This window comes from Streptomyces sp. NPDC044033, from assembly GCF_056434425.1.
Genome location: NZ_JBWKFF010000004.1, coordinates 58,350 through 74,026 on the forward strand (window position 1 = coordinate 58,350; position 15,677 = coordinate 74,026).

Annotated in this window: 15 protein-coding genes and 2 pseudogenes; 9 read left to right on the top strand and 8 right to left on the bottom strand. The window is 72.4% G+C overall.

Annotation, left to right across the window (positions count from 1 at the left end; all coding sequences use genetic code 11):
* Positions 1 to 264 precede the first annotated feature (264 nt).
* On the top strand, positions 265 to 1,173 hold the full coding sequence (locus tag AC07AB_RS09650) for an aminoglycoside phosphotransferase family protein (protein ID WP_478562818.1): 909 nt from the start codon (positions 265 to 267) through the stop codon (positions 1,171 to 1,173).
* A 65-nt stretch (positions 1,174 to 1,238) separates the two neighbouring features.
* Here AC07AB_RS09650 and AC07AB_RS09655 read toward each other — a convergent pair whose 3' ends face one another.
* Positions 1,239 to 1,625, bottom strand: coding sequence for a muconolactone Delta-isomerase family protein (locus tag AC07AB_RS09655; protein ID WP_478562821.1), 387 nt, complete (start codon positions 1,623 to 1,625; stop codon positions 1,239 to 1,241).
* Positions 1,626 to 1,668: 43 nt separating this feature from the next.
* On the opposite strand from AC07AB_RS09655, the gene AC07AB_RS09660 reads away from it, so the two are divergent.
* Positions 1,669 to 2,004, top strand: coding sequence for an ArsR/SmtB family transcription factor (locus AC07AB_RS09660; RefSeq protein WP_478562824.1), 336 nt, complete (start codon positions 1,669 to 1,671; stop codon positions 2,002 to 2,004).
* A 15-nt stretch (positions 2,005 to 2,019) separates the two neighbouring features.
* Positions 2,020 to 2,364 (top strand): hypothetical protein, encoded by a 345-nt coding sequence (locus AC07AB_RS09665; RefSeq protein WP_478562826.1) that lies wholly within the window; start codon positions 2,020 to 2,022, stop codon positions 2,362 to 2,364.
* 6 nt (positions 2,365 to 2,370) lie between these two features.
* On the opposite strand, the gene AC07AB_RS09670 is transcribed toward AC07AB_RS09665, so the two are convergent.
* A complete protein-coding gene (locus tag AC07AB_RS09670; protein WP_478563558.1) occupies positions 2,371 to 3,669 on the bottom strand; it encodes an RNA polymerase sigma factor in 1,299 nt (432 codons plus the stop codon).
* Positions 3,670 to 3,930: 261 nt separating this feature from the next.
* Positions 3,931 to 4,287, bottom strand: a complete 357-nt coding sequence (locus AC07AB_RS09675; protein ID WP_478562829.1) for a YciI family protein — start codon at positions 4,285 to 4,287, stop codon at positions 3,931 to 3,933.
* Positions 4,288 to 4,640: 353 nt separating this feature from the next.
* On the opposite strand from AC07AB_RS09675, the gene AC07AB_RS09680 reads away from it, so the two are divergent.
* Positions 4,641 to 5,858: a diaminopropionate ammonia-lyase gene (locus AC07AB_RS09680; protein WP_478562832.1), complete on the top strand. Its 1,218-nt coding sequence runs from the start codon at positions 4,641 to 4,643 to the stop codon at positions 5,856 to 5,858.
* A gap of 101 nt (positions 5,859 to 5,959) precedes the next feature.
* Here AC07AB_RS09680 and AC07AB_RS09685 read toward each other — a convergent pair whose 3' ends face one another.
* Positions 5,960 to 6,949 carry a CopD family protein gene (locus AC07AB_RS09685; protein ID WP_478562835.1) on the bottom strand — a complete coding sequence of 330 codons (990 nt, stop codon included), beginning with the start codon at positions 6,947 to 6,949 and terminating at the stop codon, positions 5,960 to 5,962.
* Positions 6,950 to 7,247: 298 nt separating this feature from the next.
* On the opposite strand from AC07AB_RS09685, the gene AC07AB_RS09690 reads away from it, so the two are divergent.
* Entirely contained in the window at positions 7,248 to 7,991 is a 744-nt protein-coding gene (locus AC07AB_RS09690) for a B3/B4 domain-containing protein (RefSeq protein ID WP_478562838.1), read from the top strand.
* Positions 7,992 to 8,152: 161 nt separating this feature from the next.
* On the opposite strand, the gene AC07AB_RS09695 is transcribed toward AC07AB_RS09690, so the two are convergent.
* The 3 genes from AC07AB_RS09695 to AC07AB_RS09705 all read right to left on the bottom strand — a co-directional run bounded on the left by AC07AB_RS09695 (position 8,153) and on the right by AC07AB_RS09705 (position 12,515).
* A complete protein-coding gene (locus AC07AB_RS09695) occupies positions 8,153 to 9,964 on the bottom strand; it encodes an ABC transporter ATP-binding protein (RefSeq protein ID WP_478562841.1) in 1,812 nt (603 codons plus the stop codon).
* On the bottom strand, positions 9,961 to 11,706 hold the full coding sequence (locus tag AC07AB_RS09700) for an ABC transporter ATP-binding protein (protein ID WP_478562844.1): 1,746 nt from the start codon (positions 11,704 to 11,706) through the stop codon (positions 9,961 to 9,963). Before AC07AB_RS09700 ends, AC07AB_RS09695 begins: the two co-directional genes overlap by 4 nt.
* 215 nt (positions 11,707 to 11,921) lie before the next feature.
* On the bottom strand, positions 11,922 to 12,515 hold the full coding sequence (locus tag AC07AB_RS09705) for an NADPH-dependent FMN reductase (protein WP_478562847.1): 594 nt from the start codon (positions 12,513 to 12,515) through the stop codon (positions 11,922 to 11,924).
* Between the two features lie 95 nt (positions 12,516 to 12,610).
* Between AC07AB_RS09705 and soxR the strand changes: the two genes are divergently transcribed.
* Positions 12,611 to 13,063: a redox-sensitive transcriptional activator SoxR gene (gene soxR / locus AC07AB_RS09710; RefSeq protein WP_478562849.1), complete on the top strand. Its 453-nt coding sequence runs from the start codon at positions 12,611 to 12,613 to the stop codon at positions 13,061 to 13,063.
* A gap of 352 nt (positions 13,064 to 13,415) precedes the next feature.
* Here soxR and AC07AB_RS09715 read toward each other — a convergent pair.
* Positions 13,416 to 13,813 (bottom strand): annotated as a pseudogene (locus tag AC07AB_RS09715) (transposase); the annotation flags it as partial.
* A 140-nt stretch (positions 13,814 to 13,953) separates the two neighbouring features.
* Between AC07AB_RS09715 and AC07AB_RS09720 the strand changes: the two are divergent.
* The 3 genes and pseudogenes from AC07AB_RS09720 (at position 13,954) to AC07AB_RS09730 (ending at position 15,350) form a co-directional block, all read left to right on the top strand.
* A complete protein-coding gene (locus tag AC07AB_RS09720; RefSeq protein WP_478562852.1) occupies positions 13,954 to 14,319 on the top strand; it encodes a hypothetical protein in 366 nt (121 codons plus the stop codon).
* Positions 14,316 to 14,986, top strand: a pseudogene (locus tag AC07AB_RS09725) (nucleotidyl transferase AbiEii/AbiGii toxin family protein). Before AC07AB_RS09720 ends, AC07AB_RS09725 begins: the two are co-directional and overlap by 4 nt.
* A 76-nt stretch (positions 14,987 to 15,062) precedes the next feature.
* Positions 15,063 to 15,350: a hypothetical protein gene (locus AC07AB_RS09730; protein ID WP_478562855.1), complete on the top strand. Its 288-nt coding sequence runs from the start codon at positions 15,063 to 15,065 to the stop codon at positions 15,348 to 15,350.
* The last annotated feature ends 327 nt before the right edge of the window (positions 15,351 to 15,677 follow it).

The following is a 15,677-nucleotide window of genomic DNA, read 5'->3' on the forward strand; positions in this document are numbered from 1 at the left end:
TCACCCCCCCAAATAACCCCCCCCCCTGACTACAAAGACCCCTCATATGTCAGCCGGCGACCCTCCCCCCCCCCCCCACCCCCCCCCCCCGACTACCCCCCCCCCCCCCCCCCCCCCCCCGCGGCAGCCTCCGCGCCGCGGACGCCTGACTGCGGGGACGCGCCTCTCTGAACGCGCCGGTCCCACCCGGGACTTCGTGAGATACGGCCAGGGGCTGCGGAAAGTCGCTGGATTTCCGTCCCCTCCGGCGATGAGACTCCCGGCGTGACGCTTCACGAGAATGAGATCCTGGCCGACGAGGCGCTGGTCCGGTCACTGCTGAAGGCGCAGCGCCCGGAGTGGGCCGAGCTGCCGCTGTCGCCCGCCGGGGCGGGTACGGACAACACCATGTACCGGCTGGGCGCCGACCTGCTCGTACGACTTCCACGGACCGCCGGCAACGCGCTGTCCATCCGGAAGGAGCAGGAATGGCTTCCTCGCCTGGCGCCCCTCCTTTCGTCTCCGATTCCCGAGCCGGTGCACGCCGGGACGCCCACCGGCGCCTTTCCGCTGGTCTGGTCGGTCTATCGCTGGATCGACGGCGACGAGGCAGGTCCGGACACCGTTGGGGACTGGGGTGCCTTCGGGGCCGATCTGGCGGCGGTCGTGCGGGAGCTCCACGGCGTCGGCCTCATGGGGGCGACGCGCGCGGACGGCCTCAGTTGGTACCGCGGGGGCTGCCTGGGGCCGTGCGACGAGTGGGTCGGCAGGTGTCTCGACGAGTGCCGGACCCTGATGGGCGCCGAGCTCGACGTCGACACTCTGGAACGGTTGTGGCGAGCCGCGCTCGCGCTGCCCGAGCCCTCCGGGCCCCACGTGTGGCTCCACGGCGACCTCAAGCCGACCAACCTCCTGGTCAGGGCGGGCAAGTTGCACGCCGTCATCGACTTCGGAGGGCTCTCCGTCGGCTTCCCCGACGCCGAGCACGCCACGCTCTGGGACCTGCCGCCGCAAGCGCGCCGGGCCTATTGGGACGCCCTGGACCTCGACGGCGCGACCTGGGCCCGCGCCCGCGCCTGGGCGATCGCGGTGGGCGTCAGCGGAGTCTCCTACTACTGGCACACCTTCCCCGCCTTCGTCGCCGAATGCCGGGCACGGCTTCAGTCGATCCTCGCTGACGCCGCCGCGCGTTGATCGGTCTCGTGGCTCGTACTTCGTGGCTCGTACGGTGAAGGCGGTGGACTGGCCGTGCGTCCTTGTTACGCGTCGGAACGAGGGCGCGCGGCAGCGGCCTCGGTCGTCATCGGGTGGGTGGCCAGGGCGGTGATGTCGATCTCGGCGTACGGGCGGACCGGCAGGCTCTCCAGCGCCTCTTCCAGGGCGTCCGCGTCGGCGGCGGTCCAGATGCCGATGTTGGCGCGGCGGCCGGGCAGGCGCCAGAAGTGGCGCAGTACGCCCTGGTCCATGAGCTCGCGCCCTCGGGCGCGCTCCCGCTGGATGAGGTCCTCGCGTTCGTCGGCGGGGAGTTCGTAGGCGCGGGTCGCGTCGATGCGTACGAGGAAGTCCATCGGCTGTCCGTTTCCATCGGTGCTGCGGGGGTCCTTCGGGCGCTGGGCCTGCTCGGCACCGGGCGCACCGCCGACCATACATCGATATTCGACGAATATCGATGAACTGTAGACTGGCCCCATGCCTCGACAGCTTCACCACCCCGACCCGCAGGAGATCCACCTCGCCCAGGCCCTCTCCGCCCTGGGCGATTCGGTACGGCTGCGGATCGTGGAAGTGCTCGCGGACCGCCAGGAGCACCCTCGGGAGGACTTCGAGCTCGGGGTGGGCCCTTCGACGGTGAGCCACCACATGAAGATCCTCCGGGAGGCGGGGTTCACCTGGCACCGCCTGGAGGGCACGCGGTGTTTCGTGTCCTTGCGCGAAGAGGCGTTCCAGCGGTTTCCGGGTGTCCTGGAGAACGTGCTGCGCGTGTCGGCGGCGCACGGCACGGAAGCCGAGGCAGCGGGGGAGTAGGCGGCGCCGGGGCGAGTGCCGGGCGCGCGGCCGCTGTCCCACCGCTCCCCGCTGTCCCGCCGCTCGGGGTGGACGGCAGTCGGAACGCGGCACGCGGACCGTGAACGCCGTGGCGTCGAAGGGCCGCAGGGCCAGGGCCAGGGCCCGTCCGCGGACGTACGCGACTGCCTGCGCCTCCTGCGCGACGAAACGTGGCGCCCACCGGGCAGCCGCCGGGATTCCGCCGCCGGGTTGCTCCTCGACGATCGGACCATCGTCGAGGAGGTCTCGGCGCTGATGATCGGGCGGTGCACCGACCGGGCGGGCCGGGGGTGGATCGAGAACGGCGTCGGGTGCCTCTGCTCCGAATACGCCGCCTGAGAAGCCCTATTCGGGCGGCGGCCCCGGCTGAGCCGGGCGGGAAGCGGCCCGCTCCAGAAGGAGCGCCTTCTCTCGGGCGTTGCGGGTCAGGGACGCCGCTCGCTCGAATTCCGTACGCGCCTCGTCGCCGCGGCCCAGGCGCTCCAGCAGGTCTCCGCGGACGCTCGGCAGGAGGTGGTACCCCTCCAGGGCCGGTTCGCCGGTCAGGGCGTCCACCAAGCGCAGCGCAGCCGCCGGGCCTTGGGACATCGATACGGCGACGGCCCGGTTCAGCTCCACCACCGGGGACGGGGTCAGGGCTATCAGCCGGCCGTAGAGCGCGGCGATCGTCGCCCAGTCGGTGTCCTCGTAGCGGACGGCCTGCGCGTGGCACGCGGCGATCGCGGCCTGGACGGCGTACGGGCCGTGGCCCGCGCGGTGCAGGGCCTCGATGCCGCGCCGGATGAGCATCCGGTTCCACTTGGCCCGGTCCTGGTCGGCGAGGAGCACCGGGGAGCCGTCCGGTCCGGTACGGGCCGTGACGCGTGACGTCTGGAACTCCAGGAGCGCGGCCAGGCCGTGGACCTCCGGCTCCCCGGGCATCAGCCCCGCGAGGACGCGGGCGAGGCGGAGCGCGTCCTCGCACAGCGCCGGGCGTACCAGGTCCTCACCGGCGGTCGCGGAGTAACCCTCGTTGAAAATGAGGTAGATGACCTCAAGCACCGAGGAGACGCGGGTGGTTCGCTCCGTGGCGCCCGGGACTTCGAAGGGGACCCCGGCCTTGGCGAGGGCGCGTTTCGCGCGGACGATGCGCTGGGCCACGGTCGGCTCCGGGGCCAGGAAGGCGCGGGCGATCTCCTGCGTCGTCAGCCCGCCCAGCAGCCGCAGGGTGAGGGCGATCCGGGCCTCGGTCGACAGCACGGGGTGGCACGCGGTGAAGATCAGCCGCAGCAGATCGTCGCCGATGTCCTCGGCGTCCGCGACGCCTCCGAGATCTTGCAAGTCGGGCGGCGGTACGTCCGTCAGCGCCCGCCCGACCTCGGCCAGCTTGCGCGCGTACGTCTCCTTGCGGCGTACGAGGTCGATTGCGCGGCGTTTGGCGGTGGTCATGAGCCAGGCGCCCGGATTCTCCGGTACGCCCGACTCCGGCCACTGCTCCAACGCGGTGACCAGGGCGTCCTGCGCGAGCTCCTCGGCGATGCCCACGTCCCGTACGATCCGGGCGACGCCCGCGATGATCCGCGCGGACTCGATCCTGAACACCGTCTCGACCGTTCCGGCGGTCTCGACTGCCCCGGCGGCCTGGACCGTCCCGGCGGCCTCGATCGCTCCGGTGGCCTCGGCTGGTTCGACTGGTTCGACTGGTTCGGCCGGCGCGGTCGCCTCGGTCGCCCCGGCCGTCCCCGTCGTTCCGCCGGCCCTGTTCCCGCTCTTGCCCTCGCTCGCCGCTGCCGTCACGGCCACTTATCAGAGCAGCCGAGCGGGGGCCGGGCAAGCGCGGCCGGGTCGGAGCCTGTGTCGTACCCCTGGTCGGATCGGCGCGCGTGCCAGGCTGCGCGCGCCCGGTCAGGGAGATGACACCGGCTCTCAGGTCTCGACGATCTCGCGGACCTCGGCGGTGATGGTCCAGTAGTCCTCGTGGGTCAGCAGGAACCGCTTGGCCCACTCCACAGCTTCGGCCTTGTTCTTGGCCTGGATGATGGAGTATCCGCCGATGACCTCCTTGCTCTCGGTGAAGGGGCCGTCCGTGCAACTCATCTTGCCGCCGGACCAGGTGACCCGGGAGCCCTCGGCGGTCGGGGTGAGCCCGGCCGTGTCCAGCATGACCCCGGCCTTGGTGATCTCCTCCAGCAGTGTGCCCATCCGCTCCATCATCTCGGGGCTGGGACCCTCGGCGGGGGCGTTCCGCTCGTCGACGCGGATCATGGTCAGGTAGCGCGGCATGGTGGCTCCTCGGTCGGGAGGGCGGGGTTTCTCCCCGCCTCTCATCCTTGCGTCGAACGGGAGACGGCCGGATCGACAGCTCCGCCGAATTTCTTCGGAATTCTCCGGAGAAATTCTCCGGGGCGCCCCAGGGCCGCGCCGGAGCCGCCGCCGAACCACCCCAAGGCCGGACCCTCGCGCCGGAACAGGTGGGGCGCGTCACGCCGTTCGGGCTGGGAACGGCCCCAGGCGGTCTCGCGCCGTGGCCGCGGCCTGCGCGGACCTCAGGTCGGCGTTCCCTCCGGCTCCCATGGTGCGTGCGGGTCGGAAACATTTGCTGGACCGATGGGTTCCCCGGATCGCAAGCTGGCCCCATGCCAAAGATCGCCGCCACCTCTCGTACGGCCGCCCACGCGCCCACCGCCCGTACGCCCTCCTGGTACGCGCGCCCCGCCGCCCGCGCCTGGACCTGCGAACCCGCGCCCACCGACGTACGGGCCTTCCACGCCTCGCTCTCCGGGTACGGCCCCACTCCGCTGACCGAACTCCCGGAGATCGCCGCCGAACTGGGCGTCGGGCGGTTCTTCGTCAAGGACGAGTCGTCCCGGCTGGGGCTGCCCGCGTTCAAGGCGCTGGGCGCGTCCTGGGCCGTGCACAGGGTCCTGTCCCGGCGGGCGGAGGGCGGCCTTCCGGACGGGGCTCAGGGCCAGGGCGGGGTTCGGGGCGCGGCTTGGGACGGCGCTCAGGGCAGCGCTCAGGGCGGGGTTCGGGACGCGGCTCCGATACGGCTGGTCACCGCCACCGACGGGAACCACGGCCGCGCGGTGGCCCGTACCGCCCGGCTGCTCGGGCACCGCGCCCACGTCTTCGTGGCGCACGGGGTGCACCCGGGCGCCGTCGCCGCCATCGCGGACGAGGGGGCGCGGGTCACCGAGGTGCCGGGCGTCTACGACGACGCCGTGCGCGCGGCGGAGGCCGCGGCCTCCGTGCCGGACTCGGTCCTCGTCCAGGACACCGCCTGGCCCGGCTACGAGGAGATCCCCGGCTGGATCGCCGAGGGGTACTCCACCCTGTTCGCCGAGGTCGACGCCCAGCTGACCGCCGCGGGCGCCGGTGCGCCCGGGGCCGTCGCCGTGCCCGTCGGCGTCGGCTCGCTCGCCCAGGCCGCCGTCACCCACTATCGCAGCCGGCGCGCCGCGGGGGGCGCGGCGCTGCTGTCGGTGGAGCCCGACACCGCGGCCGGGGTCCTGCGCAGCCTCCTGGCTCAGCGGCCGGTCACCGTGGTGACGGGCGAGACGACCATGGCCGGCCTGAACTGCGGCACCCCCTCCAGCCTCGCCTGGCCCTATCTGCGTGACGGCCTGGACGCGGCCATCACCGTGACCGACGCCGACAGCGCCGAAGCGGCCGGTGCGCTGGCCGCGCGGGGCGTCTCCTCCGGTCCCTGCGGCGCCGCCTCCCTGGCGGGCCTGCGCGCTGCCCTCACCGGTGTCGGCGCCACCGACCGCCGCACCGCCATGGGCCTCGGCCCCGCCTCCGTCGTCGTCGCCTTGAACACGGAGGGCGCCGCCGCCAATCCGCACGGCGGGTGAGCGGGCCCGCCCGCCGCGAACGGCCCGCCCGCCGCGAACGGCCCGCCCATCGCGAACGGGCCGCCTGCCCCGAACGGGCCGCCCATCGCGAACGGGCGTCGTCAGCCGCTCGCCGCCGGAACCGGCAGGGCCGTGATGATCGCCGACACCAGGATCACCGCGGCCAGGGTCACCACCTCCGCGCGGGCGGGGCGGGCCGGTCCGGAAGGGGCGTCCGGGTCGGGGGAGCGGCGCAGCCGGAGCCGGGCGGTCAGGGCCAGGGCGCCCACGAGCGCCACCAGGGCCAGCTTGACGAGCAGCGCACGGCCGTACGCCGTCGTCAGGGCCGCTTCGAGCGGCAGTCGGCGCAGGGTGCTGAGGACGCCCGTGACCGCGAGGGCGGCGAAGAGGGCGGCGGCCGGCCGGGCGTAGCGCCGCAGCAGCTCCGTGGCGGCGCCGGGCCGGCCCCGCCACAGGCGCAGCGTGCGCAGTACGTGCACCAGCCCGCCCGCCCACAGCGCGGCGGCGCTCAGGTGAATCAGCGTCAGCAGGGAGCCCAGGAGCGGGCTGTTGGCCTCGGGGTGGGCGCGCAGCGCCTCCCCGACGGCGACCAGCGCCAGCGGGGCGGGTGCGAGGCCGGGGCGGCGCAGCGCGACGCAGACGGCCGCGAAGAGGAAGCCGTTGGCTTCCAGCAGCGCCAGCCCGCCGGGGCGCGTCCCGTACGTGCTGACGAGGCCGCCGCCGGTCACCCCCGCGACCAGGGAACCGTCCCCGGCGAGCACGGCGATCTGGCCGGCCGCCGCCGCGACCCCGGCGACGGATGCCGCCAACCCCCAGCTGCGCGGGGTCAGTTGAGGCGCGTTCGGGACCGTACGGGCGAGCCGGTTCGCGGCCGCTTCGCCCAGTTGGAGGGAGAAGGCGGCCAGCAGCACGGTCCGCAGCATGGTGGTGGTTCCCGCGCCCGGCACCGTGATCTCGTTGGTGCCGGACAGGGCGGCCGTGGCGCCGAGCAGCGAGACGATCAGGAACACCGCCGAGGGGGCCGCCACCGCGGCGATGAGTCTCGCGCGCCGTCGGCGTGTGTCGGTGACCGAAGAGCCCGGAAGCATCATCGGGCGATCGTCTCCGGACCGTACAAATACGGCAAGACCGGCGCGCGCCGCACTGGTCCACCCGGGTTCGAAGCGTCCCCCGCCCGCAGCCACGGCCGAGCCGCGCCCGCAGCCACGGCCGTCCGTACTCGCAGCCACGGCCGTCCGTACTCGCAGCAAGGGCTGTCCGTGCCCGCACCCACCGACCGAGCGCGCCCCCCGCACCCACCGGCCGATCCCGCATCCCCCGCCCCGCCTCTCCCTCCCCGCATACCGTGGAGGCGGACCGACCGCGCCCGCGAAGAGAGACGTGAACGACGTGACCGTTGAGAACACCGATACCGCCGCCTGGCTCGCCGCCGCCGCGATAGACCCCGCCGTACGGGCGCTGCGCCCCGACTACCGGGCCCTGCTGATCACGGCCGAGGGGCTGGTCCCCGGCCCCGGCGACGCCGTCGGCGAACGGCTGCTCACGGCGGCCGAGGAGTCCGCGCGCAAGTGGCTCGCCGACGCGCCCGCCGAGGAGCACCCGCACCTCGCGGCCTGGCGCGAGGCGTTCCGCGCCTTCGGCGCGAAGCCGCAGCGGACCCGGCCCAGCGCGGAAGCGCTGCTGCGCCGGGCCGCCGACGGGCTGCCGCGCGTGGACCGGCTCACCGACATCTACAACGCGGTCTCGGTCGCGCACTTCGTGCCGCTGGGCGGCGAGGACCTGGACCACTACCAGGGTCCTGCGCGGCTCGTACGGGCCGACGGCGCCGAGGAGTTCGAGACGGCCGCCGGGGGCGAGAGCGCCGTCGAGCACCCCGCGCCCGGCGAGGTCGTCTGGCGCGATGACGCGGGCGTCACCTGCCGCCGCTGGAACTGGCGGCAGTGCGTCCGTACCCGCCTCACCCACGACACCACCCGCGCCTTCTTCCTCCTCGACGCGCTCGGCCCCATGGACGACGCGGCCCTGACCGCCGCGGGCGACGCGCTCAGCGAGGCGCTGACCGAGTCGAGCCCCGGTGTGCGCCTCGCGTCGCGGCTCGTCGCGGCCACGGACGCCGTAGCGCCGCAGCCGTAGTCGCCGTCGTAGCCGTAGACGCAGCCGCCGTCGTAGCCGCAGCCGCGTTGAGCGCCCGTAAAGCGGTCGCAACCCGGCGTGACGCGCCCCGCCACCGCGCCGAGTGGTCGGACGGAAACCCTCTCCGCCCGGCCGCCCTGCCTCACCCGGCCGCCCCCGCCTCACCCAGCCGCCCCTGCCCCCGCTCCCTCCCGGGCGAACTGGGCCGCGTAGAGCTCCGCGTACGCCCCGCCCGCCGCCAGCAGCGTGTCGTGCGAGCCCTGTTCCACGATCCGGCCCGACTCCATCACCAGGATCACGTCGGCGTCCCGGATCGTGGAGAGGCGGTGCGCGATCACGAAGCTCGTACGGCCGGTGCGCAGCCGCGTCATGGCGCGCTGGATGAGGAGTTCGGTGCGGGTGTCGACGGAGCTGGTGGCCTCGTCGAGGACGAGGATCGGGGCCTCGGCGAGCCACGCGCGGGCTATCGTCAGCAGCTGCTTCTCGCCCGCGCTGAGCCCCTCGCCGTCCTCGGCGAGCACGGTGTCGTAGCCGTCGGGGAGGGTGCGGATGAAGCGGTCCGCGTGAGTGGCCCGCGCCGCCGCCACGACCGTCTCCCGGGTCGCGTCCGCCGCGCCGTAGGCGATGTTCTCCGCGATCGTGCCGCCGAACAGCCAGGTGTCCTGGAGGACCATGCCCACCCGTCCGCGCAGTTCCTCGCGGGACATCCGGGCGATGTCGACGCCGTCCAGGGTGATGCGCCCGCCGGTCACCTCGTAGAACCGCATGAGCAGGTTGACGAGGGTGGACTTCCCGGCGCCCGTCGGGCCGACGACGGCGACGGTCTGCCCGGGTTCGACGGTGAGCGTCAGATCGTCGATGAGGGGCTTCTTCGGCTCGTACCGGAACGCGACGCGCTCGAAGGCGACCCGCCCGCGGACGTGCTCCGGGCGCAGCGGTTCGGCGGCGTCCGGGGACTGCTCCTCGGCGTCGAGGAGCGCGAAGACCCGTTCGGCGGAGGCGACGCCGGACTGGAGAAGGTTGGCCATGGCGGCGACCTGGGTGATGGGCTGCGCGAACTGCCGGGTGTACTGCACGAACGCCTGGATGTCGCCGATCGTCATCGCACCGGACGTCACCCGCAGCCCGCCGACGACCGCGACCAGCACGTAGTTGAGGTTGCCGATGAACATCATCGCGGGCTGGATCAGGCCGGAGACGAACTGGGCGCGGAAACTCGACGCGTACAGCGCCCCGTTGTGCTCGTCGAAGGTCCGTACCGCCTCCTCCTGCCGGCCGAAGACCTTCACCAGCGCGTGCCCGGTGTACATCTCCTCGATGTGCGCGTTGAGCCGCCCGGTCGTCGCCCACTGCCGTACGAACTGGGGCTGCGCCCGCTTCCCGATCACCGTGGCCACGACGGCCGACGCGGGCACGGTGACCAGCGCGACGAGGGCGAGCAGCGGCGAGATCCAGACCATGATCAGCAGTACGCCGACGATGGTCAGCAGCGAGGTCACGATCTGGCTCAGCGCCTGCTGCATGGCCTGGGAGATGTTGTCGATGTCATTGGTGGTGCGGGAGAGGATCTCGCCGCGCTGCTGCTTGTCGAAGTAGCTCAGCGGCAGCCGGGCCAGCTTGGCCTCGGACTCCGCGCGCAGCCGGTACGTCACCCGCTGCACGATCACCGTCGTCAGCCGCCCCTGGAGCAGCCCGAAGAGCGCGGCCGCCGCGAAGAGCCCGAGCGCGCCCAGCAGCACCCGTCCCACCGCGCCGAAGTCCGCGCCCCGGCCGCCGGAGGCCCCGGACAGGACGAGGTCGGTGGCGTGGCCGAGCAGTTTGGGGCCCAGTACGGACATGGTGACGCCGCCGAGGCCGAGCAGCAGCACTCCCAGCGCGGGCCCGCGCTCGGGGCGCAGCATGCCCAGCAGCCGTCGGCCGGAGCCGAGGAAGTCCATGGAGCGCTGGTCCGGGGGCGTGCGGTCCGTACTCATGCTGCCTCCTGCTCGGTGAGCTGGGAGAGCACGATCTCCCGGTATGTGTCGTTGCCGGCCATGAGTTCCGTGTGGGTGCCGGTGCCCACGACGCGGCCTTCGTCGAGGACGACGATGCGGTCGGCGTCGCGGATGGTGGAGACGCGCTGGGCGACGATGACGACCGTCGCCCGTTCCGTGTCCCGTGCCAGGGCGGCCCGTAGCCGGGCGTCCGTGGCGTAGTCCAGCGCGGAGAACGAGTCGTCGAAGAGATAGATCTCCGGCCGCCGGACCAGCGCACGGGCGATCGCCAGGCGCTGACGCTGACCGCCGGACACGTTGGAACCGCCCTGGGAGATGGGCGCGTTCAGCCCGTCCTCCATCCGCTCCACGAAGTCACGGGCCTGCGCCGTCTCCAGCGCCCGCCACAGTTCCTCATCGCTCGCGTCCGGCTTCCCGTACCGCAGATTCGAAGCCACCGTCCCCGAGAAGAGATACGGCTTCTGCGGCACCAGCCCCACCGCCTTCGCCATCTGCACGGGATCGAGGTCGCGTACGTCCACGCCGTCGATGAGCACCGTGCCGCCGGTCGCGTCGTACAGGCGGGGCACCAGGTTGAGCAGCGTCGATTTGCCGCTGCCGGTCGACCCGATGACCGCCGTGGTCTCGCCGGGGCGCGCCACGATGTCGACGTCCCGCAGTACCGGCTCCTCCGCGCCGGGGTACTCGAACTCCACGCCGCGCAGTTCGAGTTCGCCGACCGGCCGCAGCCGGGTGACGGGCGCGAGGGGCGGTGCGACGCTCGGTTCGGTGGTGAGGACCTCGTCGACGCGCTCGGCGCACACCTCCGCGCGCGGCACCTGGAAGAAGACGAAGGTGCTCATCATCACGGACATGAAGATCTGCATCGCGTAGTTGAGGAACGCGGTCAGCGCGCCCACCCGCATGTCCCCGCCATCGATGCGGTGCCCGCCGAACCACAGGATGGCCACGCTGGAGACGTTCATGACCAGGGTGACGAGCGGGAACATCCAGGCGATGATCCGCCCGACCCGCATCGACGCGTCCTTGAGGTCCGTGTTGGCCTCGTCGAACCGCTCCTGCTCATGCCGGTCCCGGACGAACGCGCGGATCACGCGAATGCCGGTGATCTGCTCGCGCAGCACCCGGTTGACCCGGTCGATGCGCCCCTGCATGGAGCGGAAGACCGGGCCCAGCGCGCGCGAGACGAGCACCAGGACCACGGCCAGCACCGGCACCATGACCAGCAGCAGCGCGGACAGCGGCACGTCCTCGCCGAGCGCCAGCACGATCGAGCCGACGCACATGAACGGCGCCGAGACCAGCAGCGTGAACACCATCAGGACCAGCATCTGGATCTGCTGGACGTCATTGGTCGAGCGGGTGATCAGGGACGGCGCGCCGAACCGCCCGACCTCCCGCACCGAGAAGGACTGCACCCGCCGGAAGACGGCGCCGCGCACGTCCCGCCCGAGAGCCATCGCGGTCCGCGCGCCGACGAACACCGCTCCGGCCGCGCACACGATCTGCGCCAGGGTGATGGCGAGCATCCGCCCGCCGGCGGAGAGGATGTAGCCGGTGTCGCCGGCCAGTACGCCGTCGTCGATGATGTCGGCGTTCAGGGCCGGCAGATAGAGGTTGGCGAGTGTCTGCACCAGTTGCAGCACGACGATGATCGCGATGGGGCCGCGGTACGGGCGCAGGTGCGCCCGCAGCAGCCCGGTGAGGTGGGGCGGGGTCATCTCGGGTCTTCTCCGCTCGTACGGATCGGGGGCGTGCAGGGGGTCTCCGGGGCGGCCACCGGCCGTACGGACGTCGGGCCGTACGGGCTGTCAGGCCGTACGGGCGTGAGCCGCTGTACGGGCATCGGGCCGTACGGGCGCGAGTCGCTGTACGGGCATGAGCAGCCGCTGTACGGGCGCCAGTTGACGTACGGCCGGTGGCCGCCGTACGGGCCTCAGCCGCCGTACGGGCGGATGGCCCGCGCCGCCAGCAGGGCCCGCGCCCACCAGCCGATCTGGTCGAGCATGGCCTTGGCGGCGGCGGACGCCGCCGCGCCGTCCTTGTGGCTGCCGTCCTCCTCGAACTGGCCCCAGGGCATGTGGAAGCTGACCGTGTCGCGCACGGTGACCGCGTGCACCTCGGCGAAGACCGGGCGCAGGTGTTCGACGGCGCGCAGGCCGCCGGAGAGGCCGCCGTAGGAGACGAAGCCGACGGGCTTGGCCTGCCACTCGGCGTTGTGCCAGTCGATGAGGTTCTTGAGGGGCGCCGGGTAGCTGTGGTTGTACTCGGGCGTCACGACGACGAAGGCGTCGGCGGCGGCCAGGCGCGGGGTGACGGCGGCCAGCGCGGCGGCGGCCTCGGGGCCGGGTTCGCCGCTGAGGTTCGCCGGCAGCGGGGTCTCGGCCAGGTCGATGACGTGCGTCTCGACGTCGTCGCGGCGCGCGGCCTGGGCGATGAACCAGTTGGCGACGGTGGGGCCGAAGCGGCCCTCACGGGTGGAGCCGATGATCACGGCGAGGCGGTAGGGGCGCTCGGGCGTGGTGGTCATGGCAGGTCCTTCCCTCGGTGTGCAAGGCGGCGGGGTCGCCGTAGGAAGGAGCCTCCAACTTAAACAATGGTTGAAGTCAAGCTACGCTGGCCACCATGACCCAAGTCCCCTGGCAGGCACGAGAACTGACCGTCGGCGAACTGTCCGAGCGCAGCGGCGTCCCCGCCTCCGCGCTCCGCTTCTACGAGCGCCAGGAGCTCATCAACAGCCGCCGCACCAGCGGGAATCAGCGCCGCTACACCCGCGACACGCTGCGCCGCGTCGCCTTCGTCCGGGTCTCCCAGCGGCTGGGCATCCCGCTCGCCACCATCCGCGGCGCCCTCGCCATGCTCCCCGAGAACCGCACGCCCACCCGCGAGGACTGGGCGCGGGTCTCCGAGTGCTGGCGGCAGGACCTGACCGAACGCATCGAGCAGATGACGAAGCTCCGCGACCACCTGACCGACTGCATCGGCTGCGGCTGCCTGACGATCGACCGGTGCATCCTCACCAACCCCGGCGACCGTCTCCAGGCGGAGGGCCCGGGGCCGCGCAGGCTCATCGGCTAAGACTCCAGCGGAGTTCACCATTCCTGCTGGTGAGAGGCTTCATTTCCAGCCTGGCGAGCTGACGGGGCTTGAGGAGCGTGTTCGGGGTGGTCGGCTGGATTGCGGCTGCGCCGCCGATAGTGACAGCGTCGGGCGATGCCCTGGTGGTGCCTGCGCCACGGGGACCACATCGACGCACGAGGGCCATCGACCAGCGGGCCGGAACGCCCCGCTGCCGGCAGGTGCCGGATCTGCCACGGTGAGGGGCACCGGACCGGCCGAGTCGATTCGGTGCCCCCTTTCGATCTCGGCCGCGACCATGACCGCCAGGAAGGCGTGGGCGAGCCTCGCCCAGGTGAGTGCCGACAGCCGCGGGCCTTTTCACACCATCGCCGCACGATCGACGCTCCCACGCCACGTCGGGGGCCTGGCCGAAGAGGTAGCCGATGCTCGGGACGCTCACTGTGTGCTGCGGTTTGGGCACGGTGAGCGCGTAATCGACGCCGACTTGCTCCAGCAGGCCACGAAAGCGCCACTCCTGCCCGTAGGCTGCATCGGCAGTCGCCCAGGCGATGGGCAGCGCAGAGGCCGGCCCCCGCAGCACCACCTGCTCGGCAAGCTCGCCCTTGGTGGCGAAGCCGCGCTCCTCAGGGATCTTCGCCGCCCGGCACCGCTGCCGGCCGTCCAGGTCTTGGGCAGGTACAGCTCCCGGTCCACCAGCGCCTGGCCTCGGGTGGTGGCGTAGGCGGCAGAAGTGCCGACCTGGCAGTTCGAACCGACCACTGATACGCAAGAAGGTCTCAGCAGGGACCACTGGCAATGCCGGTCCGAGCGGAGCCACCAGGCGCATGGCTTCCCACCGCACCCCGCCCGATGGTGTGCCGGACGGGCCCGCGCGCCATAATCGAGACATGGCCATGATGTCCTCCCCTGCCCCGGCGCCGACCGCCTCTGACGTACTACGCGCGCGCTACACCAACCGGCTCCCTATCCGGCTGGAGGACCTCGACGGCCCCGCCCACGGCCCCGTCGACCTGCCACTGCACGTGGTCTGGTCGGGGCGGCGCTCCTTCGATCTCGACCGTCCCAGAGCGCGGATGGGGTTGTACCGCACGGTCCTGGCCGAGGGACAACGCGACGACCTGGTCGCCTACCTCAATCCACACCTGCTGATCTGCCAGTGGCCCGTACTGCGGACCCTGATCAGCCGCCCGATTCGTGACGTGTGGGAAGCGGCCTTCCCCGAACTCACCGCCACGGCCGCGACCGCTGCATGAACCTGACCGACCTGCACCGTCGGCTGCTGGCCGACGTGCTTGCCATCGGCACGCCCTATCCTCTGGTCATCACCGGCGGCTACGCCGTCCAGGCCCACGGCCGGTAGACCGACTCAGCCAGGACCTCGACGTGGCCACCGAGACGCCCGTGCCTATGGACGAGATCATCCGCACTGTCAGCACCGGTCTGGCCGAGCGCGGCTGGGGCGTACAGCAGATCGAGACCGACCCGCTCTCCGGCCGGCTCATCATCACCGAGCCGTGCACCGGCGAGGAATGCGAGATCGATGTCCTCAAAGAGGCCTTCTGGGCCCCGCCCGCTGTCACCGAGTACGGATTGGTCCTCTCCCTCGACGACGTGATCGGCACCAAGGTCCGCGCCCTGGCCGATCGCGGCACCGTCCGCGACCTCATCGACGTCCACGCCGCCTCCCGCCACCGCACCACCACGGACCTCGAAGCCCTCGGCCGCCGCCACGCACGCCTGCCCTTCAGCCTCCAGGACCTGCGCGACCGGCTCATCGGCGCCGAATGGTGGGACGACGAGGACTTTGCCGCCTACGGCCTGACTCCCGGCCAGCTCACCGACCTGCGAACGTGGGCACTCGCCTGGGCCAGCGTCCTGGACACCCGCCTGCACGCCGCCGACGAACCCGACGACCGATAGTCAATACCCCGGCTTGCCGCCACCAAGCAGGCGGGCGGAGCAACGGGCGCGGTGACCTCTCCGACCTGGACATACAGTGTCGGCCGGGCAGCGGGCCGCCCAGAAGGCAGGCCAGTCGTCTGCGGTCACGCTCCAGGCCCTCCAGGCCCTCCAGGCCCTCCAGGCCCTCCAGGCCCTCCAGGCCCTCCAGGCCCTCCAGGCCCTCCAGGCCCTCGGCCTGTCCGCGGCGCTGCCCTCCGCGATAAGCCCCAGCCGGGCCATCGCGTCCGGGGAGCCGGCCTTGGCTGCCTGGCGGTACAAGCTCTCGATCTTGGGCAACTGCGTCACACCGCCTTGCGACGAGGCACTGCGCTCCAGCCGGTAACCGTCACGGTATGTCTCGCCGGCATCCGTTGACCCACTGTGCTGGGCGTGGTGGCGCGGTGTCCAGAGGGGGACGGTGCGGACGTTATCGGGCGGCGCTCCGGAGCCTGGGGAACCGCCGGCCGAGGCGATCGTGTGCGAGCCCGAGCCGTACGTCTGACGCCAACGGTGCGGCTGCGCCTGCGTCTTTGGCCTGAGTTTTCCCGACGCGGCAAGACTCGGCCCGGACCGTCATGTCCCGGCACCCCAGCGGTCCCGACTGGCTTCTCCGAACGCGCCGATTCTCACAGAGCGTCATTGGCCAGGGGGATTTACACGGCTTCTCACC

Bases quoted from the DNA above. Each gene is read 5' to 3' on its own strand.
- AC07AB_RS09655 (WP_478562821.1), bottom strand. From the start codon at position 1,625: ATGGTCGGCGGTGCGCCCGGTGCCGAGCAGGCCCAGCGCCCGAAGGAC.
- AC07AB_RS09660 (WP_478562824.1), top strand. From the start codon at position 1,669: ATGCCTCGACAGCTTCACCACCCCGACCCGCAGGAGATCCACCTCGCC.
- AC07AB_RS09675 (WP_478562829.1), bottom strand. From the start codon at position 4,287: ATGCCGCGCTACCTGACCATGATCCGCGTCGACGAGCGGAACGCCCCC.
- AC07AB_RS09680 (WP_478562832.1), top strand. From the start codon at position 4,641: ATGCCAAAGATCGCCGCCACCTCTCGTACGGCCGCCCACGCGCCCACC.
- AC07AB_RS09685 (WP_478562835.1), bottom strand. From the start codon at position 6,949: ATGATGCTTCCGGGCTCTTCGGTCACCGACACACGCCGACGGCGCGCG.
- AC07AB_RS09695 (WP_478562841.1), bottom strand. From the start codon at position 9,964: ATGAGTACGGACCGCACGCCCCCGGACCAGCGCTCCATGGACTTCCTC.
- AC07AB_RS09700 (WP_478562844.1), bottom strand. From the start codon at position 11,706: ATGACCCCGCCCCACCTCACCGGGCTGCTGCGGGCGCACCTGCGCCCG.
- AC07AB_RS09705 (WP_478562847.1), bottom strand. From the start codon at position 12,515: ATGACCACCACGCCCGAGCGCCCCTACCGCCTCGCCGTGATCATCGGC.
- soxR (WP_478562849.1), top strand. From the start codon at position 12,611: ATGACCCAAGTCCCCTGGCAGGCACGAGAACTGACCGTCGGCGAACTG.
- AC07AB_RS09720 (WP_478562852.1), top strand. From the start codon at position 13,954: ATGGCCATGATGTCCTCCCCTGCCCCGGCGCCGACCGCCTCTGACGTA.